The sequence below is a fragment of the Paraburkholderia kirstenboschensis genome (genome assembly GCF_032806925.1).
Classification (GTDB): Bacteria; Pseudomonadota; Gammaproteobacteria; order Burkholderiales; family Burkholderiaceae; genus Paraburkholderia; species Paraburkholderia kirstenboschensis.
On the sequence record NZ_CP136513.1, the window covers coordinates 622,813 to 644,491 of the forward strand.

At 62.0% G+C, this 21,679-nt stretch carries 19 protein-coding genes; 18 read left to right on the forward strand and 1 reads right to left on the reverse strand.

Annotated features, from left to right (window positions below):
- Positions 1–2: 2 nt before the first annotated feature.
- Positions 3–776 (forward strand): MBL fold metallo-hydrolase, encoded by a 774-nt coding sequence (locus RW095_RS25430; RefSeq protein WP_317021639.1) that lies wholly within the window; start codon positions 3–5, stop codon positions 774–776.
- 116 nt (positions 777–892) lie between these two features.
- Here RW095_RS25430 and RW095_RS25435 read toward each other — a convergent pair whose 3' ends face one another.
- A complete protein-coding gene (locus RW095_RS25435; RefSeq protein ID WP_020065536.1) occupies positions 893–1,591 on the reverse strand; it encodes a Bax inhibitor-1/YccA family protein in 699 nt (232 codons plus the stop codon).
- Positions 1,592–1,910: 319 nt separating this feature from the next.
- On the opposite strand from RW095_RS25435, the gene ndk reads away from it, so the two are divergent.
- The 17 genes from ndk to RW095_RS25520 all read left to right on the forward strand — a co-directional run bounded on the left by ndk (position 1,911) and on the right by RW095_RS25520 (position 21,590).
- Positions 1,911–2,336: a nucleoside-diphosphate kinase gene (gene ndk, locus RW095_RS25440; protein ID WP_006051306.1), complete on the forward strand. Its 426-nt coding sequence runs from the start codon at positions 1,911–1,913 to the stop codon at positions 2,334–2,336.
- A 160-nt stretch (positions 2,337–2,496) separates the two neighbouring features.
- Complete coding sequence (rlmN, locus tag RW095_RS25445; protein WP_317021640.1) at positions 2,497–3,648, forward strand: 23S rRNA (adenine(2503)-C(2))-methyltransferase RlmN; 1,152 nt, start codon at positions 2,497–2,499, stop codon at positions 3,646–3,648.
- Positions 3,649–3,865: 217 nt separating this feature from the next.
- On the forward strand, positions 3,866–4,954 hold the full coding sequence (locus RW095_RS25450; RefSeq protein WP_317021641.1) for a helix-turn-helix domain-containing protein: 1,089 nt from the start codon (positions 3,866–3,868) through the stop codon (positions 4,952–4,954).
- A gap of 86 nt (positions 4,955–5,040) precedes the next feature.
- Complete coding sequence (gene ispG / locus RW095_RS25455; RefSeq protein WP_317021642.1) at positions 5,041–6,357, forward strand: flavodoxin-dependent (E)-4-hydroxy-3-methylbut-2-enyl-diphosphate synthase; 1,317 nt, start codon at positions 5,041–5,043, stop codon at positions 6,355–6,357.
- Positions 6,358–6,377: 20 nt separating this feature from the next.
- Entirely contained in the window at positions 6,378–7,718 is a 1,341-nt protein-coding gene (hisS, locus tag RW095_RS25460) for a histidine--tRNA ligase (RefSeq protein WP_317021643.1), read from the forward strand.
- Between the two features lie 78 nt (positions 7,719–7,796).
- The gene (locus RW095_RS25465; protein ID WP_317021644.1) at positions 7,797–8,426 is read left to right on the forward strand and encodes a YfgM family protein; all 630 of its coding nucleotides are present in this window, start codon (positions 7,797–7,799) and stop codon (positions 8,424–8,426) included.
- Between the two features lie 76 nt (positions 8,427–8,502).
- Positions 8,503–9,648 (forward strand): outer membrane protein assembly factor BamB, encoded by a 1,146-nt coding sequence (gene bamB / locus RW095_RS25470; protein ID WP_128589054.1) that lies wholly within the window; start codon positions 8,503–8,505, stop codon positions 9,646–9,648.
- A gap of 619 nt (positions 9,649–10,267) precedes the next feature.
- Complete coding sequence (der, locus tag RW095_RS25475; protein WP_128589052.1) at positions 10,268–11,605, forward strand: ribosome biogenesis GTPase Der; 1,338 nt, start codon at positions 10,268–10,270, stop codon at positions 11,603–11,605.
- Positions 11,606–11,748: 143 nt separating this feature from the next.
- Positions 11,749–11,985 carry an RNA chaperone Hfq gene (hfq, locus tag RW095_RS25480; RefSeq protein WP_006051315.1) on the forward strand — a complete coding sequence of 79 codons (237 nt, stop codon included), beginning with the start codon at positions 11,749–11,751 and terminating at the stop codon, positions 11,983–11,985.
- A 73-nt stretch (positions 11,986–12,058) separates the two neighbouring features.
- Entirely contained in the window at positions 12,059–13,231 is a 1,173-nt protein-coding gene (hflX, locus tag RW095_RS25485; protein WP_317021645.1) for a GTPase HflX, read from the forward strand.
- A gap of 47 nt (positions 13,232–13,278) precedes the next feature.
- Entirely contained in the window at positions 13,279–14,673 is a 1,395-nt protein-coding gene (hflK, locus tag RW095_RS25490) for an FtsH protease activity modulator HflK (protein WP_317021646.1), read from the forward strand.
- Positions 14,674–14,685: 12 nt separating this feature from the next.
- On the forward strand, positions 14,686–15,591 hold the full coding sequence (hflC, locus tag RW095_RS25495) for a protease modulator HflC (RefSeq protein WP_128589217.1): 906 nt from the start codon (positions 14,686–14,688) through the stop codon (positions 15,589–15,591).
- 42 nt (positions 15,592–15,633) lie between these two features.
- Positions 15,634–15,825, forward strand: a complete 192-nt coding sequence (locus tag RW095_RS25500; RefSeq protein ID WP_020065549.1) for a DUF2065 domain-containing protein — start codon at positions 15,634–15,636, stop codon at positions 15,823–15,825.
- Positions 15,826–16,053: 228 nt separating this feature from the next.
- Positions 16,054–17,205, forward strand: coding sequence for an ATP phosphoribosyltransferase regulatory subunit (locus tag RW095_RS25505; RefSeq protein ID WP_317021647.1), 1,152 nt, complete (start codon positions 16,054–16,056; stop codon positions 17,203–17,205).
- Positions 17,206–17,444: 239 nt separating this feature from the next.
- Positions 17,445–18,791, forward strand: a complete 1,347-nt coding sequence (locus RW095_RS25510) for an adenylosuccinate synthase (RefSeq protein ID WP_317021648.1) — start codon at positions 17,445–17,447, stop codon at positions 18,789–18,791.
- Between the two features lie 3 nt (positions 18,792–18,794).
- Positions 18,795–19,385 carry a phosphoribosyltransferase gene (locus RW095_RS25515; protein WP_020065552.1) on the forward strand — a complete coding sequence of 197 codons (591 nt, stop codon included), beginning with the start codon at positions 18,795–18,797 and terminating at the stop codon, positions 19,383–19,385.
- Positions 19,386–19,703: 318 nt separating this feature from the next.
- Complete coding sequence (locus RW095_RS25520; protein WP_317021649.1) at positions 19,704–21,590, forward strand: potassium transporter Kup; 1,887 nt, start codon at positions 19,704–19,706, stop codon at positions 21,588–21,590.
- Positions 21,591–21,679: the final 89 nt, after the last annotated feature.

The following is a 21,679-nucleotide window of genomic DNA, read 5'->3' on the forward strand; positions in this document are numbered from 1 at the left end:
CTGTGCGATTCGCAAGTCTTGGCAGCGGCAGTGAAGGCAACGCATTGCTGGTGGAAGCGCAAAGCGGCGCGACCACCACGCGCGTGTTGCTCGACTGCGGCTTTTCCGCCAAGGAAGTCGAGCGGCGATTGACGCGGCTCGGCTCTAGCGCCGAAGATCTCGACGCTATCCTGATCACTCACGAACACAGCGACCACATCGGCAGCGCGCTGACGCTGGCGCGCAAGTGGTCGATTCCGCTGTACATGAGTTGGGGCACCGCCCGCGCGGTAGGTGCCGACGAGGCCAATGTCGACCTGCAAGTGCTGTGGGGCGATGAGGCTGTGGCGATCGGCGACCTGAGCGTTCTTCCGTACACGGTTCCTCACGACGCCCGGGAGCCATTGCAATACGTGTTCTCAAATGGCTCGAGCCGCCTTGGCGTGCTGACGGATGTGGGCACGTCCACCCCGCATATCAGTTCCGTGTTGAGTGGTTGCGACGCGCTGGTGCTCGAATGCAATCACGACGTGCGAATGCTAGCGGGCAGCCGCTACCCGCAGTCGCTGAAGGCGCGCATCGGCGGCAATCATGGGCATTTGAACAACGACGCCGCGGCCGAAATTCTGGCCTCGCTCGATCGCTCCCGTCTGCGCCACCTGGTGGCCGCACACCTGAGTCAGCAGAATAATCTGCCGGAACTGGCGCAGGCTGCCATGGCAAGCGTGTTGGGCGCGGCGCCGACTGATGTCGTAGTGGCTTCGCAGGCCGAAGGGTTTGAGTGGCTGGCTCTGTGAGCGTTGCCGTATTGCCCAACGAGAAAAGCCCATAACGAGCGATCGTTATGGGCTTTTTTACGACGTGGCGGCGGGTGGGACTGAGCGCCGCCACGCTTGGGCTCGACGCATAGAACTTAGTTGCGGTTGCCGCCGAAGATGCCGAGCAGCGCAAGCAGGTTCACGAACACGTTGTAAAGGTCGAGATAGATCGCGAGCGCTGCCGTGATGTAGTTCGTCTCGCCGCCGTTCACGACGCGTTGGACGTCGAACAGCATATACGCCGAGAAAATCACGATGGCCATGACGGAAACCGTGAGCATCAGCGCCGGCAGGTGCAGGAACACGTTTGCGACAGACGCCAGCAGCAGCACGATCACGCCCATGAAGAGCCACTTGCCGAGACCGGAGAAGTCGCGCTTGCTGACGGTGGCAATGGTTGCCATGGAGGCGAAAATCACGCCGGTGCCACCAAAGGCGAGCATGATCAGCGACGGGCCGTTGGAGAATCCCAGCACGAAGCCAAGAATGCGCGACAGCATCAAGCCCATGAAGAACGTGAAGCCGAGCAGCACGAACACGCCGGCGGCGCTCTCTTTCGTTTTTTCGATCGCGAACATGAAGCCGAAGGCGATCGCGAAGAACGCCAGCATGCTCATGGCGGGACTTGTAGCGGCGAACAGCGAGAACCCGGTGGCGAGGCCCACCCACGCGCCGAGCACTGTCGGAATCATGGACAGCGCGAGCAGCCAGTAGGTGTTTCGTAGCACGCGGTTACGCGTTTCCACCGTGCTGACCGCGCCAGTGCGGCCAAAGCTATACGGATGATCGTTCATAGTCTCTCCTTACGTCAGACGCGTGTTGCGTAGTGGTATCAGCGGTTTATCCAGCGCTCTTGCAGCGGCCGTGCCGGAGGCTTTTCGCCCCCGTCACGAGGTACTCGTTCCTAAGATCGGTGCGGTGGCGAGGAGTTTCAATGCCATCACCAACTTCAAGTGCATTAAAAAGTGCCCACGAGGACTACGCTACCAGTATTCAGAAACTCCTGCCTGGAGTCTTTCAATGCTGTAAGGGTTCAATCGCAATCATACACGGGAACATGCTACAATAGCGGATTCATTTGAATCTGTAACCTCTTAATTTTTTGGAGTTTTTATGGCGATCGAACGCACCCTGTCGATTATCAAGCCGGACGCAGTGGCCAAGAACGTGATCGGCCAGATCTACAGCCGTTTCGAAAACGCTGGCCTGAAGATCGTGGCTTCGCGCATGGTTCACCTGTCGCGCGCCGACGCTGAGAAGTTCTACGCGGTGCACGCGGCACGTCCGTTCTTCAAGGACCTGGTCGAGTTCATGATTTCGGGCCCGGTGGTCGTCCAGGTGCTGGAAGGCGAAAACGCCGTCCTGAAGCACCGTGACCTGATGGGTGCAACGGACCCGAAGAAGGCAGAAAAGGGCACGATCCGCGCCGACTTCGCCGACAGCATTGACGCAAACGCGGTGCACGGTTCGGACGCCGCTGAAACGGCTGCGGTTGAAATCGCATTTTTCTTCCCGCAAGTGAACGTCTACTCGCGCTAATGCTGGATTGCCCCGGCGGTTGTGCAGCCGGTTTCGTTTAGTCACACGAATCGCCGGGCAAAGTAGTAAGGTAAAGGCAGCAGGGATGGGCGCGAACGGCTTTGCGTTCATGCAGCTTGTTGCATGAACGCAGTCTCGCACTGAAATGGCAGGATTCGATATGACGAGCAGTTCCACCGTCAACCTTCTCGACCTCGACGCCCAAGGGCTCGTCGCCTATTGCGACAGTCTGGCCGAGAAGCCGTTTCGCGCCAAGCAATTGCAGCGCTGGATCCACCAGTACAACGCTGCAGACTTCGACGGCATGACCGATCTCGCGAAGTCCTTGCGCGAAAAGCTGAAAGGCCGCGCTACGATTTCGATGCCGGGCATCGTCAGCGACCATATTTCGACCGACGGCACACGTAAGTGGCTGATCGACGTCGGCAACAGCAACGCAGTCGAAACCGTTTTCATCCCGGAAGAAACGCGCGGCACGCTATGCGTGTCGTCGCAAGCGGGGTGCGCGGTGAACTGCCGCTTCTGTTCGACCGGCAAGCAGGGTTTCTCCCGCAATCTCACGACCGGCGAGATCATCGGCCAGCTGCGCATGGCCGAGTTCGCGCTGCGGGCGTCGCGTGGTGTGGACGGCGGTCGCGCCTCGGGCGGCGACGGCAAAGGCGAGCGCGTCGTTACGAACGTCGTGATGATGGGTATGGGTGAGCCGCTCCTGAACTACGACGCGGTCGTGCCCGCCATGCGCCTGATGCTCGACGACAACGCGTACGGCTTGTCGCGCCGGCGCGTCACGCTGTCGACCTCGGGCGTCGTGCCCATGATGGACCGGCTTGGCGCCGATCTGCCCGTTGCGCTGGCTGTTTCGTTGCATGCGCCGAGCGATCCGCTGCGCGACATGCTGGTCCCGCTGAACAAGAAATACCCGCTGCGCGAATTGATGGCGGCTTGCCAGCGCTATCTGAAAGTGGCGCCGCGCGATTTCATCACCTTCGAATATTGCATGCTCGACGGCGTGAACGACAGCGAAGCGCAAGCGCGCGAACTGCTGGCGCTCACACGTGACGTCCCATGCAAGTTCAATCTGATTCCGTTCAATCCGTTCCCCGAGTCGGGCCTCGTGCGCTCGAAGCAGGAACAGATCAAGCGGTTTGCACAAGTGTTGATGGACGCGGGCGTCGTCACCACGGTGCGTAAAACACGCGGCGATGATATCGACGCTGCCTGCGGTCAGTTGGCCGGTGCGGTGAAAGACCGCACGCGCCTCGCTGAACGCACCGGGAAGGCAGCGAAGATCATTGAAGTTCGCGCCGTGTAGGCCGGAAGGGCGGCGCCTGCGGGTATTAGGGCGCGAGGCGCCCGTCAATGCTCAAAAGCGCCTGGTACGCCGGCAATTGAAAAGAAAGTTTGCAGAATCGATCGGAAGCGGCACATGAGGCCGCGCATTTTGTTATAAACGGTCTGCGATTCGGACATGAAGTTTGGACCGGTCCGGTCGCACGAGTGAAAAAAGAATCGACGCGAAAGGATTTGGGATGAGTGAGCCGCAGCACCCGCAGCCGCAGGACACAGACACGAACGAAGGCCGCCCGGCATCTGCCACGCGGGCGGCGGTGCAGCCTGTCGTACAGCCTGTTGCGCAGCCGGGCCTGGACTCGCTTGCGGCGGTTGGCGCGCGCTTGACGCAACTGCGCGAATCGAAGGGCTGGTCGATCGAAGACGTGTCGGCCCGGCTGAAAGTGGCGCCCGCCAAGCTGCGCGCGCTCGAATCGGGCGACATCAGCCACCTGCCGGACACCACTTTCGCCCTCGGCGTGGTGCGCAGCTACGCGAAGATGCTCGGCGCCGATCCTACTCCGTTCACGCAGGCGTTGCGCCGCGAGAAGGGTGTGGCTGCGCCGGATCTGTCGATGCCCGCATCCTCGGGCAAGGACTTGCCGCGCGGCCGCGTGTCTCTGTCGCTCGGCGGCGGCGCGCAGAAAAGCCGCTCGTGGATGTGGGGCGTGGCGGCGGTGATCGTCGCGGTGATTTCGCTCGCAATGTGGCACACCAACGGGGGCGATTCGACGGCATGGCTCGCGCGCCTGAAGGCGAGCGCGAATGGCGGGGCTGGCGGCGCCACAGGTGCGTCGGGCGCTGTCGCGCAGGGTCCGGCAACCGGTTCGGAGGCAACTGCGCAAGAGGCTGCGTCCGAGCCCGAGGCGCAAGCTGGCGTGCAGAGCGCAGCGTCGGCTACGCCGATGCCCGTGCCGCTCGCGGCCGGCACTACGCCGGCCTCCGCGCCGCCCGTCACGGCGGCGCCTGCCGCTAACGCTCCGGCGGTTGTTGCCGGTGAATCGACGAAGGCAGCGGCGACAGCATCGGCGCCGGTCGCGGGGTCGGCAATCATTGCGCTGCGCGTGACCAAGGATAGCTGGTTCAGTGTGCGCGGCAAGGACGGCAAGGAAGTGTTCTCCGGCCTCGTGCATGCGGGCGATACGAAGGAAGTGACGGGCGAGGCGCCTTTCAAGGTCACGGTTGGCAACAAGGCCGGTCTTGAGTCGTTGACGCTAGACGGTCAGCCGGTCGATCCGTCGAAATATGCGGCGGTGAAAGGCAATGTGGCACGCTTTGCGCTGCCTTGATACAGACGGTGTGCGCCGCGGCCAACCGGACCGCGGCGCTTTTTCAATTGAGGCGTCACATTTTTTGTGTGGCGCGTGTGGCGTAAATGGGTTTTTCGATGCAATCCGAAGCTCAGTCCCAATCCAGTAGCAAGATCGTGTCTAACGAGCCGGTGTTCGGCGGCCAGGCTGCGCGGCGCAAGTCGCATGCGGTCGACGTCCGCTGGGGCGGCCAGCTCGTCACCATCGGGGGCGATGCGCCCGTGCGCGTCCAGTCGATGACCAACACGGACACCGCCGACGCGATTGGCACGGCCATCCAGATCAAGGAACTGGCGCAAGCCGGCTCGGAACTGGTGCGTATCACGGTCAACACGCCGGAGGCGGCAGCGGCCGTGCCGGCGGTGCGCGAGCAGCTCGACCGCATGGGCGTGTCGGTGCCGCTCGTCGGCGATTTTCACTACAACGGCCACTTGCTGCTGCGCGATTACCCCGCATGCGCGGAGGCGTTGTCGAAGTACCGGATCAATCCCGGCAACGTTGGGCACGGCGCGAAACGCGACACCCAGTTCGCGCAGATGATCGAAGCGGCGGTGAAGTACGACAAGCCGGTGCGCATCGGCGTCAACTGGGGCAGTCTGGACCAGGACCTGCTCGCGAAAATGATGGACGAAAACGCTGCGCGCTCGACGCCGTGGGAAGCGCAAAGCGTCATGTACGAAGCGCTGATCCAGTCGGCGATCGGCTCTGCCGAGCGCGCGGTTGAACTCGGCCTTGCGCGCAATAAGATCATTCTGTCGTGCAAGGTGAGCGGCGTGCAGGACCTGATCGCCGTGTACCGCGAACTCGCGCGCCGTTGCGATTTCGCGTTGCACCTCGGCTTGACGGAAGCGGGCATGGGCTCGAAGGGCATCGTCGCGTCCACGGCGGCGCTGTCGGTGCTGCTGCAGCAGGGTATCGGCGACACGATCCGTATTTCGCTCACGCCGGAGCCGGGTGCGTCGCGTACCGGCGAGGTCATCGTCGGGCAGGAAATTCTGCAGACCATGGGCCTGCGCTCGTTCACGCCGATGGTGATCGCATGCCCCGGCTGCGGGCGCACCACGAGTACGCTGTTCCAGGAACTCGCCTCGCAAATCCAGACATATCTGCGCACGCAGATGCCGGTGTGGCGTGATCAGTATCCTGGCGTCGAGAAGATGCACGTCGCGGTGATGGGCTGCATCGTCAATGGTCCGGGCGAGTCGAAGCAGGCGAACATCGGTATCAGCCTGCCTGGTTCGGGCGAGAATCCGGCGGCGCCGGTATTCATCGACGGCGAAAAGGTGAAGACGCTACGCGGCGAGAACATCGCGCAAGAATTCCAGCAAATCGTGAGTGACTACGTCGAGCGCCGCTACGGCCGCGCCGAGGCGCTCAACTAAACATCGGCTATCGAATACAGATGACTGAACAGAAGAAAAAGCTCGAAAAACTGTCCGGCGTGAAGGGCATGAACGACATCCTTCCGCAGGACGCCGGGCTGTGGGAATTTTTTGAAACCACCGTCAAGTCGATGCTGCGTTCGTACGGATACCAGAATATTCGTACGCCGATCGTCGAACACACGCAGCTGTTCACGCGCGGTATCGGTGAAGTGACCGACATCGTCGAGAAAGAGATGTACAGCTTTACCGACGCGTTGAACGGTGAAAATCTGACCATGCGCCCGGAAAATACGGCCGCGGTGGTGCGCGCGGCGATCGAGCACAACATGTTGTACGACGGCCCGAAGCGCCTGTGGTACATCGGCCCGATGTTCCGTCACGAGCGTCCGCAGCGCGGTCGTTATCGCCAGTTCCATCAGGTCGGCGTGGAAGCGTTGGGCTTTGCAGGTCCGGACGCGGACGCTGAAATCATCATGATGTGCCAGCGCTTGTGGGACGACCTGGGCTTGACCGGCATCAAACTCGAGATCAATTCGCTCGGCCTTGCGGAAGAACGCGCGGCGCATCGCGTCGAACTGATTGCATACCTCGAAAAGCACATGGACGTGCTCGACGAAGACGCAAAGCGCCGTCTCTACACGAACCCGCTGCGCGTGCTCGACACGAAGAATCCGGCGCTGCAGGAAGTCGCGCAGAACGCGCCAAAGCTGATCGATTTCCTCGGCGAGGAATCGCGCGCGCACTTCGAAGGTTTGCAGCGCATTCTCAAAGCGAACAACATTCCGTTCAAGATCAATCCGCGTCTCGTGCGCGGTCTCGATTATTACAATCTGACCGTGTTCGAATGGGTGACGGACAAGCTGGGCGCGCAAGGCACGATCGCGGCGGGTGGCCGTTACGATCCGCTGATCGAGCAGCTGGGCGGCAAGCCCACCGCGGCTTGCGGTTGGGCAATGGGCATCGAGCGAATCCTCGAGTTGCTGAAGGAAGATCAGCTCGTGCCTGAAGACGAAGGTTGCGACGTCTACGTTGTTCATCAGGGCGACGCCGCGCGCGAGCAGGCCTTCATCATCGCCGAGCGGCTGCGCGACACCGGCCTCGACGTGATCCTGCATTGCAGCGCCGACGGCCAGTCGGCGAGCTTCAAATCGCAGATGAAGCGCGCCGACGCAAGCGGCGCTGCATTCGCGGTAGTGCTGGGCGAAGATGAGATCGCGAACGGTACTGTAGGGGTCAAACCGCTGCGAGATACAAATGCCAACGGCGGTAAAAACGAGCAACACAACGTGCCCGCCGAAGACTTGACCGAATTTCTAATCAATGCGATGGTTGCAACCGCCGAAGATGGCGACGACTGATCGCGATGTCGTCGAGCCGGTTGGTGACCGATCAGGCTCGACACGCACACGTAGCAAGAAAGAGGAAATCGCCGGGCAATGAGTTACCACGACGAACAAGAATCGATTGAAGGTCTGAAGACTTGGTGGGCGCAATGGGGTAACGCAACCACATGGATCGTGCTGGTGGCGCTGGTCGCCTCGGCAGGCTGGAACGGCTGGAATTTCTGGCAGCGGCGTCAGGCGGCGGAAGCCGCCGTGTTGTATGACCAGGTGCAGCAGGCCGTGGCATCGGGCGACAAGGCGAAGATCACGCGCGTCGCCGCAGACATGGAAGACAAGTTCAGCCGCACGGCCTATGCGCAAATGACCGCGCTTGGCGCCGCCAAGGCGCTCTATGCCGCAGGCGACGAAGCCGCGGCAAAAGCCCAGCTGCAATGGACCATCGATCACGCGAAGGACGACGAGTTCAAGCAGATCGCCAAGCTGCGGCTTGCTTCGCTGCTGCTCGACGAAAGGGCTTACGACCAGGGTCTCGCACTGCTCGCCGAGCCGCAGTCCGATGCGTTCAAAGGCATCGTCGCGGACGGCCGCGGCGATCTGCTCGCCGCTCAGGGCAAGCGTGACGACGCGCGCGCGGCCTATAAGCTCGCGCTGGAATCGCTGTCGAAGAATGACAGCTCCGCACGCCAGTTGATCCAGTTCAAGCTGGACGCGCTGGGCGGCTAAGCGCCGGATGCGGTGCACCGCGTGCAACGACCAACCGGTCTTTCTTTAACCTATTTCCTGAATGCTTCGTCCACCGATGAATCTGCTGAAACGTTACGCTGTGCCCGTTGTCTGTGCGATGACCGTCCTCGCTCTCGCGGCATGCTCATCCACGAAAGACGAGCGCCGCGTGCCGACGCCGCTCACCGAGTTCAAACCCGTGCTCGACGTGCAGCAAGCCTGGAAGACAAGCGTCGGTAAGGCAGGCCGTTATCTGTTCTCGCCCGTTGCGGTCGGCGACGCCGTATATGCGGCCGGCGAAAACGGCTCTGTTGCGAAGATCGACGCACAAACCGGCAAGGACATCTGGCGAGTCAAGCTGCACGACGACATCTCCGCGGGTGTCGGCAGCGACGGCACGCTGGCGGCGGTCGGCGGCCTGAAGGGCGACGTCTATGTGCTCGGCGCGGACGGCAAGCAATTGTGGACGGCCAAGGCACCGGGCGAAATCATTTCGCCGCCGCTCGTCGGCAACGGTCTCGTGGTTGTGCGTACTGTGGACGGACAGATCGTCGCATTCAATGCGCAAACCGGCGAGCAGAAGTGGAACTACCGCAACCGGGCGGTGCCGCTGAACCTGCGCGTGTCCTCCGGTATGACTTTCGCGGGCGACGCGGCTGTGCTGGCCGGGTTCCCCGGTGGCGCATTTGCCGCGATCAATCTGCAGACGGGCGAGAACTACTGGCAAACGCCGGTCTCCTATCCGAAGGGCGTGACCGAAGTGGAGCGCATCAACGACGTGACCGGGCCGCCCACGCTGGTCGGTTCGGAAACCTGCGCGGTGACGTTCCAAGGGCAGATCGGCTGTTTCGATGCGAACTCTGGCCGTGCGCTGTGGGAAAAGGCGTTTTCGAGCGCGAGCGGTCTTGCGCAGGACGACCGCGCGGTTGTCGCGGCGGACGACTGGTCGGTCGTATCCGCGTTCGACGTCACCAATGGCACGCAGTTGTGGAAGAACGACAAGCTCAAGAATCGCGAACTGGGCGTGCCGTTCATCCTCGGTCGTGCGGCTGTGCTCGGCGACTATCAGGGGTATGTGCACTTCCTGTCGCGCGACGACGGCACGCTGGTCGCGCGCATGAAGACCGACGGCAGCGCGATTTCGGCAGCGCCGGTGCTGGCCGGCGAGACGCTCGTCGTGCAAACGCGCGACGGCGACCTGTACGGTTATCGTCCGCGCTGATTTGAGGGAACGCCGTCGAGCGTGCAGGCCGGCTTTGTCGGCCGCGCGCTTTTTCGCGGCGGATGAAGTTGCCGTGTTCTTTGCGTTCTGCGGAGCACGTGTCGTCCCGCAGGCGGCATCGCAAAGTAAGTATGGAAATGGAATTCCGTCGCACTGGCTGGGTCGGCGGCCCGATCAGAACGGCTAAGTAAAACGGCCGACGAAAACGGCCGGCGAAAGCAGCCAACGAAAACGGCCGACCAACGCAGCTGAGAAAGCCAGCTAGCGAGGGCCGTAGACAAGAGCGGCGGCCAACGGCAGCGCATAGAGGCGACGCACACAAGGGCCAACAGAAACGACCAGTGTGGCTTGTTCGCCGCTTGCGGCACCGCCTTTCGGACATTGCCAGACGCGCAGCGCAACTCACGAGCGAACCGCCCCGCAGCAAAATGAAGCCTCGTAGCCTCGCCGCGCTGCGCATACAGTCAAACCCCCGTCCGCCTCGGCGCGCATATGGACAGCGCATCCGGGGCTGGCCGAATTCGTGATAATTTTCGTCAAACGCTGCCGTCTAGCGGCGCAATGGCGTCGCAACGCGGACGGTCGATTCCGATCCGCGTTTCACCGTGAACAACATCTGATGAAACCCGTTATTGCCCTCGTAGGGCGCCCCAATGTGGGGAAATCCACGCTCTTCAATCGTCTCACGCGTTCGCGTGATGCGCTCGTCGCCGATTTGCCCGGCCTCACACGCGATCGCCACTACGGCGAGGGGCGTACCGGGGAGCGGCCGTATCTGGTCGTCGACACCGGCGGTTTCGAGCCCGTCGCGAAAGACGGCATCCTCCATGAGATGGCGCGCCAGACGCGCCAGGCGGTGGAGGAGTCGGACATCGTCGTGTTCATCGTCGACGGTCGCAATGGCCTCGCGCCGCAAGACAAGTCGATTGCCGACTACTTGCGCAAGACCGGCCGGCCGATCTTCCTCGTTGTCAACAAGGCCGAGGGGATGAAGTACAGCACGGTCGCCGCCGACTTCTACGAGCTCGGTCTCGGCGATCCGCGCGCGATTTCGGCCGCGCACGGCGACGGCGTCACGGAGATGATCAATGAGGCGCTCGGCGTCGCTTACGCGGGTCAGCCCGAGGAAAGCGACGACGAGAAAGAAGCGCGCGGCGTGAAGATCGCGATCGTCGGCCGCCCGAACGTCGGCAAGTCGACATTGATCAACGCACTCGTCGGCGAAGAGCGCGTGATCGCGTTCGATATGCCGGGCACCACGCGCGATTCGATCTACGTCGACTTCGAACGCCAGGGCAAGCCGTACACGCTGATCGATACGGCCGGCTTGCGCCGCCGCGGCAAGGTGTTCGAAGCGATCGAGAAGTTCTCGGTGGTGAAAACGCTGCAGTCGATTTCGGACGCGAATGTCGTGATTCTGCTGCTCGACGCGCGTCAGGACATTTCGGAGCAGGACGCGCATATCGCCGGCTTCGTGGTGGAGCAAGGCCGTGCGCTGGTGGTGGGCGTGAACAAGTGGGACGGGCTCGACTCGCATGTGCGCGAGCGCACCAAGGCGGATCTCGAACGCAAACTAAAATTCCTCGACTTCGCCAAGTTTCATTTCATTTCTGCGGCGGAAAAGACGGGTATTGGTCCGCTGATGCGATCGGTGGACGACGCGTATTCAGCGGCAATGGCCAAGCTGCCGACGCCGAAGCTCACGCGCGCGCTGATCGATGCAGTGGAATTCCAGCAGCCGCGCCGCCGTGGTCCGGTGCGGCCGAAATTGCGCTACGCGCACCAGGGCGGACAGAATCCGCCGATCATTGTGATTCATGGCAACGCACTCGACGCGATCACCGAAACGTACAAACGCTACCTTGAAAACCGCTTCCGTGAAACTTTCAAGCTGACCGGGACTCCATTGCGAATAGAGTTCAGATCGTCGACGAACCCTTACGCGGACAAAGGCTGAAACCCGCATGTGCGTTGGGTTTGGCCGCTTAGGCAGGGTGCCCGCGCGAAAACGAAAATCGGCTATAGTGTAGCGGTTGACGGCGGATACCTTTTTCTTCTGTCGTCAATTTAGTCAACCTGCAAAAAAATACGGAGTTTGCTATGAGCAACAAAGGGCAATTGTTACAAGACCCGTTTTTGAACGCACTGCGTAAAGAGCATGTGCCGGTGTCGATCTACCTGGTCAACGGCATCAAGCTTCAAGGGAACATTGAATCGTTCGACCAGTACGTCGTGTTGCTCCGGAATACGGTCACCCAGATGGTCTACAAGCACGCAATCTCGACTGTCGTGCCAGCCCGTCCGGTGAATTTTCACCCGGATTCTGAACAGTCCTAAACCCCCGTCGCGGCCGGCGTAGCGTCGCCCGTTGGCGATCACCTCCGGCCGCCTCATTTTGATACCCTCCAATTTGATCAATGCAGCGCTTGTCGGCATCGACTTCGGTAAGATCGATTTCGAAGCCAGTCTCGAAGAACTCAGCCTGCTCGCGCAAAGCGCGGGCGCGAATCCTATAGTCACCCTCACCGGGCGCCGGGCCAGTCCCGACGCGAAGATGTTCGTCGGCAGCGGCAAGGCCGAAGAACTGCGTCTCGCGTGTGAGGCGAACGACATCGAACTCGTCATCTTCAACCACGCTCTTGCGCCTGCCCAGCAGCGCAATCTGGAGCAAGCGCTTAATCGGCGCGTGGTCGACCGCACGAGTCTCATCCTCGATATTTTTGCGCAACGCGCCCGCAGCCATGAAGGCAAGCTGCAGGTGGAACTCGCGCAATTGCAGTATTTGTCGACGCGGCTAATCCGCGCATGGACCCACCTCGAGCGGCAAAAAGGCGGTATCGGGTTGCGCGGTCCAGGCGAAACGCAGCTCGAAACCGACCGCCGGCTGATCGGCGAGCGCATCAAGGCGCTCAAGACGCGGCTCGAAAAGCTGCGCCGTCAACATGGCACGCAGCGCCGCCAGCGCTCGCGCAATCAGACCATGTCGGTGTCGCTGGTCGGCTATACGAACGCGGGCAAGTCCACGCTCTTCAATGCGCTCACGAAGGCTCAAGCGTATGCGGCCGACCAGCTGTTCGCTACGCTCGACACGACCTCCCGTCGCGTTTATCTCGGCGACGAAGCGGGGCAGGTGGTGGTGTCGGACACGGTCGGCTTCATTCGCGAACTGCCCCACCAACTGGTTGCGGCGTTTCGCGCCACGCTCGAGGAAACGATTCACGCCGATCTGCTGCTGCATGTCGTCGACGCGTCGAGCGCGGTGCGTCTCGATCAGATCGACCAGGTGAACGAGGTGTTGCATGCGATCGGTGCGGACACGATCCGGCAGGTGCTCGTGTTCAACAAGATCGACGCGGTGCCGGAGCTGGCGGCCCGTGGGGACGCGGTCGAGCGGGACGAGTATGGTAATATTTCGCGCGTCTTTTTGAGCGCGCGCACGGGGCAGGGGCTGGACACATTGCGCGCGGCCATCGCTGAGATCGCTACTGCCGAAGCTCTGTCCGACACGCCGCACGACTCCTCGGAAGAAGACCGGTCGGCGGCACCGCGCGACGACCGCAAGGTCTCAGAACTCGGGCACTGACCCGTTCCAATTGCATACCCGCTGTCTACTCTGGTGAACGAACACAGGTGAACGATTACAACGAGCGGAGTATCTGGCTGCGCATGCGCGCCATGCTTTCACTGAACGATCCGCGCTGGGGCCGTGGCGACGGCAATGGCGAGCGCCAGCGGCCGGGTGAGCCCAAGCGCCCACAGACCAAGGAAGGTGAAGGTCCGCCCGATCTCGACGAGATGTGGCGGGATTTCAACCGCCGTCTGAGCCGGATATTCGGCCGCAAGGGCGGCGGTGTGGGCGGTGGGCGTCCCGACAACGGTCGTGGCGCACGCATCGGCGTGGGCATCGTAATTGGCGTGCTGATCGCGATCTATCTCGGCAGCGGCGTGTTCGTGGTGCAAGACGGCCAGGCCGGCGTTGTGATGCAGTTCGGCAAGTATCGCTATACGGCAGGGCAAGGTGTGCACTGGCGCCTGCCATATCCGTTCGAAGCTCATGAGCTCGTCAATATCGGCCAGGTTCGCCAAGTGGAAATCGGCCGCAATAACGTGGTGCGTCTTGCGAACGTAAAAGACGCGTCCATGCTCACGCACGACGCGGATATCGTCGACGTGCGCTTTGCGGTGCAGTATCAGATCCGCAGGCCGACCGATTACCTCTTTCGCAGCGTCGATCCCGATCAGGGCGTGATGCAGGCCGCGCAGGCGGCGGTGCGCGGCATCGTCGGCGCGCGCAGCACAGATGAAATTCTTGGTCAGGATCGCGAAGTAATCCGTCAGCAGTTAATGGCGGCTATCCAGCAATCGCTCGATGAATATCAATCCGGCCTCGCCGTGACCGGTGTGACGATCCAGGGCGTGCAGGTTCCAGACAAGGTGCAGGCCGCGTTCGACGACGCAGCCAAGGTCCGTCAGGAGAACGAGCGTGCGAAGCGCGACGCGCAGGCATACGCCGCGGAACTGCTGCCGCGCGCGCAAGCCGATGTGGCGCGCCAGGTCGACGACGCAAAAACCTACAGCGACAAAACGGTGGCTGAGGCGCAAGGCGACGCCGAGCGCTTCAAGCAGGTTTATGCGCAGTACTTGAAAGCGCCCGCCGTGATTCGCGAGCGCATATATCTGGAAACCATGCAGCAGATCTATTCGAATACGACGAAGGTATTTGTGGACAGCAAGAGCGGCAACAATGTGCTGTATCTGCCGCTCGACAAGCTGGTCGAGCAGACTCGTCAGCGCGTGGCCGATGCTGGCGCAGCCGCCACGGTGGCATCGGGCGGCGCTGCCGCCAGCGCGCCGCAGGCAGCGAATTCCAGTGCGCCGGCCGCAGGCGGATCGCCGGCGGCAGCGCCTGCAATGTCTGCGTCTGCCGCAGCCGCCACACCCGCCAGCCGCGCGGCGGCCAGTAGCGACGCGCTACGTTCACGCGACTCCTTCCGCAGCCGTACGCGCGAAGACGACGTTCAATAAGGGGCGCACATCATGAACAAGATCATTGCGCTCGTCATTGCAGTTGTGATCGTGCTGTTTGCCGCTTCGTCGATGATATTCGTTGTCGACCAGCGGCATATGGCAGTGTTGTCCCCGCGTGGCGACGCCGCTCCTACCTTGCTCGGTCCTGGCTTGCACGTGAAGTTGCCTCCGCCGTTGCAAACCGTGACGTTGGTCGATAACCGCATCCAGTCGCTCGACGCGCCGGACGAAGACCGCTACGTCACTTCCGACAAGAACGATCTGCTGGCGAACCCTGTCGTCAAATATCGCGTGACCGATCCGCTGAAACTGCTAGCCGAAACGAAGGGTGACGTGCAGAGCCTGCCGGACCGCATCGCGCTCGTTGCGCGCAGTGCGCTCGGCGACGCGTTCGGCAAGTACACGTTGTCCGATGCATTGGCCAAACAGCAGGCACTCGCCGACGAAGCCCGCGCCGCGATGGCAAAGACCGCGGCGTCGCTGGGCGTGTCGGTCGTGGACGTCCAGTTGACGCGGGTCGATGTTCCGGCCGCCATGGCCGACTCGGTCTACAAGCGGATGATCGCCGAACGCGAGCAAATCGCGGCCGACGAGCGCGCGAAGGGCGCCGCCGAAGCCGAGAAGATCCGGGCGGACGCCGTTGCCCAGCAGCAGGCGATTCTCGCGGACGGCTACCGCCAGGCGCAAACCATCAAGGGCGAGGGCGACGCAAACGCAGCCGAGATTGCCGCGCAAGCGTACGGCAGCGACCCGGAGTTCTATCAGTTCTACCAAAGCATGCAGGCGTACCGGAAGACCTTCAAGCCAGGCGACGTGATCGTGGTAGATCCGAGCAACGAGTTCTTCCGCTTCATGCGTAGTTCGACCGGCGGCGCCGCCCCGGACGCTTCCGCGGCCCCGCGCAAACACCAATAATTCGGAACGCCGCGGCATTCGCATCGCGGCCCCTTCTTTCGCATGGATATAGTCGGCTCGTTACTGCTCGCGATCGCGTTGATGCTGATTATCGAGGGGATGTTCCCGTTCGTTTTCCCGAGCGCCTGGCGCGACACATTCCGTAGAATAGCGGAACGACCCGCGCATCAGATTCGTGTCGGCGGGCTGATCGTGATGCTGCTCGGGCTGATTCTGCTGTTTTTCGTGACGTGAGGCAGCGGGCCGGCTGGCGCGCGATGCCGCGCCCGGCGCGACTTCAGATGTGAGCAAGGTCGCTCACCTGCGTGGCGGAGGCCCGCGCTGGCATGCGCGCTGTCGGTCTCATGCAAGCCGGACATGTCGCGAAGCCGCCGAAGTCGCCAGAATCGAGCCCTGGCCCGCCAACCACATTCATTTACCGGCGCACTCAGCCGCCGTGTTCAACGTCGTAGGACTGTATCGATGTCGACCTGGTTACTTCCCGAGAATATTGCCGACGTGCTGCCGTCGGAAGCCCGCAAGATCGAAGAATTGCGGCGCCATTTGCTGGACCGTTTCCGCTCGTACGGCTACGAGATGGTGATGCCGCCGATGCTCGAATACATCGAGTCGCTTCTGACGGGGGGCGGCCACGATCTGAATCTGCGCACCTTCAAGCTGGTCGATCAGTTGTCCGGACGCACGCTCGGTCTGCGCGCCGACATCACGCCGCAAGTTGCGCGTATCGACGCGCACTTGCTGAATCGCCAGGGCGTGACGCGTCTTTGCTACGCCGGAAATGTCGCGCACACGCGGCCACGCGGCCTGCACGCAACGCGCGAGCAGATTCAGATCGGCGCCGAGATCTACGGTCATGCTGGCCTTGAAGCCGATCTGGAAATCCAGCAGCTAATGCTCGATGCGCTGCGTCTCGCGGGCCTTGCCAAAGTGCGTCTGGACCTGTGCCACGCGGGCGTGCTCGCGGCATTGATCGAAGCGGAACCGGCGGCCGCCGAGCTGGGGCAATCGCTCTACGACGCGCTAGCGGGCAAGGACGTACCGCGGCTCGTCGAATTGACCGCCAACCTTACGGCCGTGACACGCGATGCGTTGCGCGCGCTGCCCTCGCTTTACGGCGACGCTTCGGTGCTCGAAGAGGCGCGCGCCCGCTTGCCGAATGCGCCGGCTATCGCGCGCGCGCTGGACGACCTCGCATTCCTCGCGAGCCAGGTGGAGGGCGCCGAAGTCATGATCGATCTGGCCGATCTACGCGGCTACGCGTATCACAGCGGCGTCATGTTCTCGGCATACGTGGACGGCGTGCCGAATGCGGTTGCGCGCGGCGGCCGTTACGACCATGTCGGGCAGGCTTATGGCAGGGCACGGGCGGCAACGGGCTTTTCGCTCGATCTGCGCGAAGTGGCGCGCATCTCGCCGGTCGAGGCACGCAGCAGCGCGATCCTCGCGCCGTGGCAGCACGACGACGCGCTGCGCGTGAGCGTCGCCGCGTTGCGCGATGCCGGCGAAGTGGTGATTCAGGCGCTGCCTGGCCACGAGCACGACCTGGACGAATTTGCGTTCGACCGCGTGTTGGTCGAGCGCAACGGCGCGTGGACGGTTGAACCGCGTGCATGAGCGTGTTCCTGAGCGGATCTCTGAGGCCGCTCGGATACCGGCCGCTCGAGAGCTATTTCTGCCGGCCTATCAGAGCGCCTCGCACGCAACGTGCATGAGTCGCCGAACGCGGCGCGGTTGAAACCGCGCTTCTTCGCAATACCCACCATAACGTGCATACCGTTGAGCGGAAACGGAAAAATTCCGGATGCTTCCGCGAACCTAGGTAGAATACGTTTTTAACCAGCTTATGAAACAACATGTCTGCCAGCGCAGTGAATGTGAACCCCGGGCGTAACGTCGTCGTCGTGGGGACCCAGTGGGGTGATGAAGGCAAGGGCAAGATCGTCGACTGGCTGACGGACCACGCCCACGGCGTCGTTCGCTTCCAGGGCGGTCACAATGCCGGTCACACGCTTATCATCGGCGGCAAGAAAACCATCTTGCGTCTGATTCCGTCGGGCATCATGCATCCCGGCGTCGCGTGCTACATCGGCAATGGCGTCGTGTTGTCGCCGGAAGCGCTGTTCAAGGAAATTGGCGAGCTCGAAGCCGCCGGCGTCGACGTTCAGCAGCGCCTGTTCATTTCCGAAGCCACGACCCTGATCCTGCCGTACCACATTGCTATCGACCAGGGCCGCGAAGCGCGCCGTGGCGCGAGCAAAATCGGCACCACCGGCCGCGGCATCGGCCCCGCATACGAAGACAAGGTGGCGCGCCGCGGCTTGCGCGTGCAAGACCTCTTCGAGCCGGAGACTTTCGCTGAACGCCTGCGCGAAAATCTGGACTATCACAACTTCGTGCTGACGCAGTACCTGGGCGTCGCCGCTGTCGACTTCCAGCAAACGCTCGACACGATGCTGAGCTATGCCGACCGTCTGAAGCCGATGGTCACCGACGTATCGCGCCGCCTGTACGACGCGAACGCCGCCGGCAGCAACCTGCTGTTCGAAGGCGCGCAAGGCACGCTGCTCGACATCGACCACGGCACCTATCCGTTCGTCACGTCGAGCAATTGCGTCGCGGGCGCGGCGACTTCGGGCGCGGGCGTCGGTCCTCAAAAGCTGAACTACATTCTCGGCATCACGAAGGCGTACTGCACGCGCGTCGGTTCGGGTCCGTTCCCGAGCGAACTGTACGACGCGGACAACGCCGCGCGTCAGGAAGCAATCGGCCTGGAACTCGCCACCGTCGGCAAGGAATTCGGCTCGGTCACCGGCCGTCCGCGCCGCACCGGCTGGCTCGACGTTGCAGCACTGCGCCGCTCGATCCAGATCAATGGCGTGTCGGGCCTGTGCATGACCAAGCTCGACGTGCTCGACGGTCTCGAAGAAGTGAAGCTCTGCGTCGGCTACACGGTGGACGGCAAGAACGTCGATCTGCTGCCGCGCGGCGCGTCGGAAGTCGCGCGCTGCGAGCCGGTGTACGAAACCTTCGCGGGCTGGAAGGAAAGCACCGTCGGCATCAAGCAATGGGACAAGCTGCCGGCGAACGCACGTGCGTATCTGTCGCGCGTTCAGGAAGTGGCGGGCATTCCTATCGACATGGTGTCGACGGGTCCGGACCGCGACGAGACCATTCTGCTTCGTCATCCGTTCAAGGCTTAAGCGATGGTGCAAGGTCTCCCCATGATTGCGATGAAAGATCCGCGCAACGACGACAAGAACCTTTGGGTCGGCTGGGACGAATATCACCGGCTGATCGAATTGCTCGCCATGGCGGTGCATGAGTCAGGCTGGAAGTTCGACAAGATCCTGTGCCTCGCGCGCGGCGGTTTGCGCGTGGGCGACCAGCTCTCGCGTATTTACGATCTGCCGCTGGCTATTCTCGCCACGAGTTCGTATCGCGAAGCGGCCGGCACGGAGCAGGGCGAACTGGACATCGCGCAATACATCACGATGACGCGCGGCGAACTGCACGGCAACGTGCTGCTCGTCGACGACCTCGTCGATTCGGGCGTGACGCTCGCACGTGTTCAGCAGCATTTGAAAGAGCGCTATCCGGCGATCACGGCGGTGCGTTCGGCAGTGCTCTGGTACAAAGGCTGTTCGAAAGTGAAGCCCGATTATCACGTGCAGTATCTGCCTACGAATCCGTGGATTCATCAGCCGTTCGAGGAGTGGGACACCGTTCGTCCGCACAACCTCGGCGCGTGGATCAAGCGCGGCGTCGCGCAAGCGCAGGAGTCCTCGGGAAACTGATGAGATGTGCCGTACATGCGCCGCGGGCATCGCAACGTTAAGCGGCGCTCAGTGCTGCACCGTCTCCATGCAACGCATCCGAAGCGGAGCCCGATTGGGCTCCGTTTTTTTATGCGCGTGCAGTCACCGGCGTCTACGCTTCGCAGCGTGCGATGACATTCGCAGCGCAGCGATTCGCACAGCAGACGCGCACATATCGCAGTGCTACACTGCGCGGACCATCCACGTGGTGTATCCACAACAAGCCGGGCGGCTTCAGGCAGGCGGTTTAGAATAGCGGTCGTTTTTTCCGCCCTGGGAACGGATTTCCTCGCGTTTATGACAGATAACAATCACGTGCACAAACAGCCACTGCCTTCCCTCGCGGTCGCCGCGATCGGGGTGGTGTTCGGCGATATCGGCACGAGCCCGTTGTACGCGCTGAAAGAAGCCTTCAGCCCGTCGCATGGCATCCCACTCACCGATCAATCCATTCTGGGCGTGATTTCGCTGCTGTTCTGGGCCATCGTGATTGTGGTGGGCATCAAGTACGTGTTGTTCGTGATGCGCGCGGACAACAACGGCGAGGGCGGCGTGCTTGCGCTCATGGCGCTGGCGCTGCGTTCGCTCGACGAGAAATCGAGAATGGCCGGCTTGCTGATGATGCTCGGCATCTTCGGCGCCTGCATGTTTTATGGCGACGCCGTAATCACGCCAGCCATCTCGGTGATTTCCGCAGTCGAGGGCCTGGAGATTGCGGCGCCTCATCTGTCGCATCTCGTATTGCCGCTGACCATGGTGATCCTCGTGCTGCTGTTCTGGATCCAGCGGCACGGCACGGCCACGGTCGGCCGGCTGTTCGGCCCGATCATGCTGCTGTGGTTCGTGGTGCTTGCCGCTCTCGGGCTCTGGCATATCGTGCAATCGCCGAATGTGATCCGTGCGCTGAACCCGTACTACGCCTACACCTTCATGGCCGCGCATGTGCTGCAAGCGTACGTCGTGCTCGGTTCGGTAGTGCTGGTGTTGACGGGCGCTGAGGCGCTCTACGCGGACATGGGCCACTTCGGGGCCAAGCCGATCCGCATGGGCTGGTACGTGCTGGTCATGCCGTCGCTGGTGCTGAACTATTTCGGCCAGGGCGCGTTGCTCATGCACGACGCGAAAGCGATCGAGAATCCGTTCTTCCTGCTCGCGCCGCAATGGGCGTTGCTGCCGCTCGTCGTACTGTCGACGGTCGCGACCGTGATCGCTTCGCAGGCCGTGATTTCAGGCGCCTATTCGCTGACGAGCCAGGCGATCCAGCTCGGCTACGTGCCGCGTATGAAGATCCTGCACACATCCGAACTCGCAATCGGCCAGATCTATGTGCCAGTGGTGAACTGGATGCTGCTGTTCATCATTCTGTGCATCGTGATTGCGTTCAAGAGCTCGGACAATCTCGCGGCCGCATACGGCATCGCGGTGACCGCGACCATGGTCATCACCACCATCCTCGCTTGTGTCGTGATGGTGAAGGTGTGGAACTGGAACAAGTTCCTCGTCGGGCTGATCATCGCCGTGTTCATTACGATTGACTTAGGCTTTTTCGGTGCGAATCTGCTGAAGGTGGAAGAGGGAGGCTGGCTGCCGCTCGGCATCGGCGCGCTGCTGTTCTTCCTGCTGATGACATGGTTCAAGGGCAGGATGATCGTGAAAGAGCGCACGGCCGCCGACGGTATTCCGCTGATGCCGTTCCTGCAGGGCCTCCTCGCGCATCCGCCGCATCGTGTATCCGGTACCGCGATCTATCTGACGGGCAGCGATTCGCTTGTTCCGGTCAGCCTGCTGCACAATCTGAAGCACAACAAGGTGCTGCATGAGCGCACGATCTTCCTGACCTTCGTCACACGCGACATTCCGTATGTGAACGACGCGGAGCGGGTGACGGTGAAGAACATCGACGGTGGTCTGTATCTCGTCAAGGCCGCATACGGTTTCAACGAAACGCCGGACGTGAAGGCGGTGCTCACCGAAATCGGCCGCACGAACGACATGACCTTCGAATTGATGGACACTTCGTTTTTCCTCGCGCGCGAAACGGTCGTGCCGACACAATTGCCAGGCATGTCGGTGTGGCGGGAGCGTGTCTTCGCATGGATGCACCAGAACGCCGCCAAGCCGACGGACTTCTTTAGTATTCCGGCTAATCGCGTTGTGGAGTTGGGTACGAAGATCGAGATCTGACGGCGCACGGTGCGCGTTGTCCGTGTGCATCGCGAAATGCCCCATTGGAAACAAAAAACCCACGCAAATGCGTGGGTTTTTTGTTGGCT

Bases quoted from the DNA above. Each gene is read 5' to 3' on its own strand.
- RW095_RS25435 (WP_020065536.1), bottom strand. From the start codon at position 1,591: ATGAACGATCATCCGTATAGCTTTGGCCGCACTGGCGCGGTCAGCACG.
- ndk (WP_006051306.1), top strand. From the start codon at position 1,911: ATGGCGATCGAACGCACCCTGTCGATTATCAAGCCGGACGCAGTGGCC.
- rlmN (WP_317021640.1), top strand. From the start codon at position 2,497: ATGACGAGCAGTTCCACCGTCAACCTTCTCGACCTCGACGCCCAAGGG.
- RW095_RS25450 (WP_317021641.1), top strand. From the start codon at position 3,866: ATGAGTGAGCCGCAGCACCCGCAGCCGCAGGACACAGACACGAACGAA.
- ispG (WP_317021642.1), top strand. From the start codon at position 5,041: ATGGGTTTTTCGATGCAATCCGAAGCTCAGTCCCAATCCAGTAGCAAG.
- hisS (WP_317021643.1), top strand. From the start codon at position 6,378: ATGACTGAACAGAAGAAAAAGCTCGAAAAACTGTCCGGCGTGAAGGGC.
- RW095_RS25465 (WP_317021644.1), top strand. From the start codon at position 7,797: ATGAGTTACCACGACGAACAAGAATCGATTGAAGGTCTGAAGACTTGG.
- bamB (WP_128589054.1), top strand. From the start codon at position 8,503: ATGAATCTGCTGAAACGTTACGCTGTGCCCGTTGTCTGTGCGATGACC.
- der (WP_128589052.1), top strand. From the start codon at position 10,268: ATGAAACCCGTTATTGCCCTCGTAGGGCGCCCCAATGTGGGGAAATCC.
- hfq (WP_006051315.1), top strand. From the start codon at position 11,749: ATGAGCAACAAAGGGCAATTGTTACAAGACCCGTTTTTGAACGCACTG.
- hflC (WP_128589217.1), top strand. From the start codon at position 14,686: ATGAACAAGATCATTGCGCTCGTCATTGCAGTTGTGATCGTGCTGTTT.
- RW095_RS25500 (WP_020065549.1), top strand. From the start codon at position 15,634: ATGGATATAGTCGGCTCGTTACTGCTCGCGATCGCGTTGATGCTGATT.
- RW095_RS25505 (WP_317021647.1), top strand. From the start codon at position 16,054: ATGTCGACCTGGTTACTTCCCGAGAATATTGCCGACGTGCTGCCGTCG.
- RW095_RS25510 (WP_317021648.1), top strand. From the start codon at position 17,445: ATGTCTGCCAGCGCAGTGAATGTGAACCCCGGGCGTAACGTCGTCGTC.
- RW095_RS25515 (WP_020065552.1), top strand. From the start codon at position 18,795: ATGGTGCAAGGTCTCCCCATGATTGCGATGAAAGATCCGCGCAACGAC.
- RW095_RS25520 (WP_317021649.1), top strand. From the start codon at position 19,704: ATGACAGATAACAATCACGTGCACAAACAGCCACTGCCTTCCCTCGCG.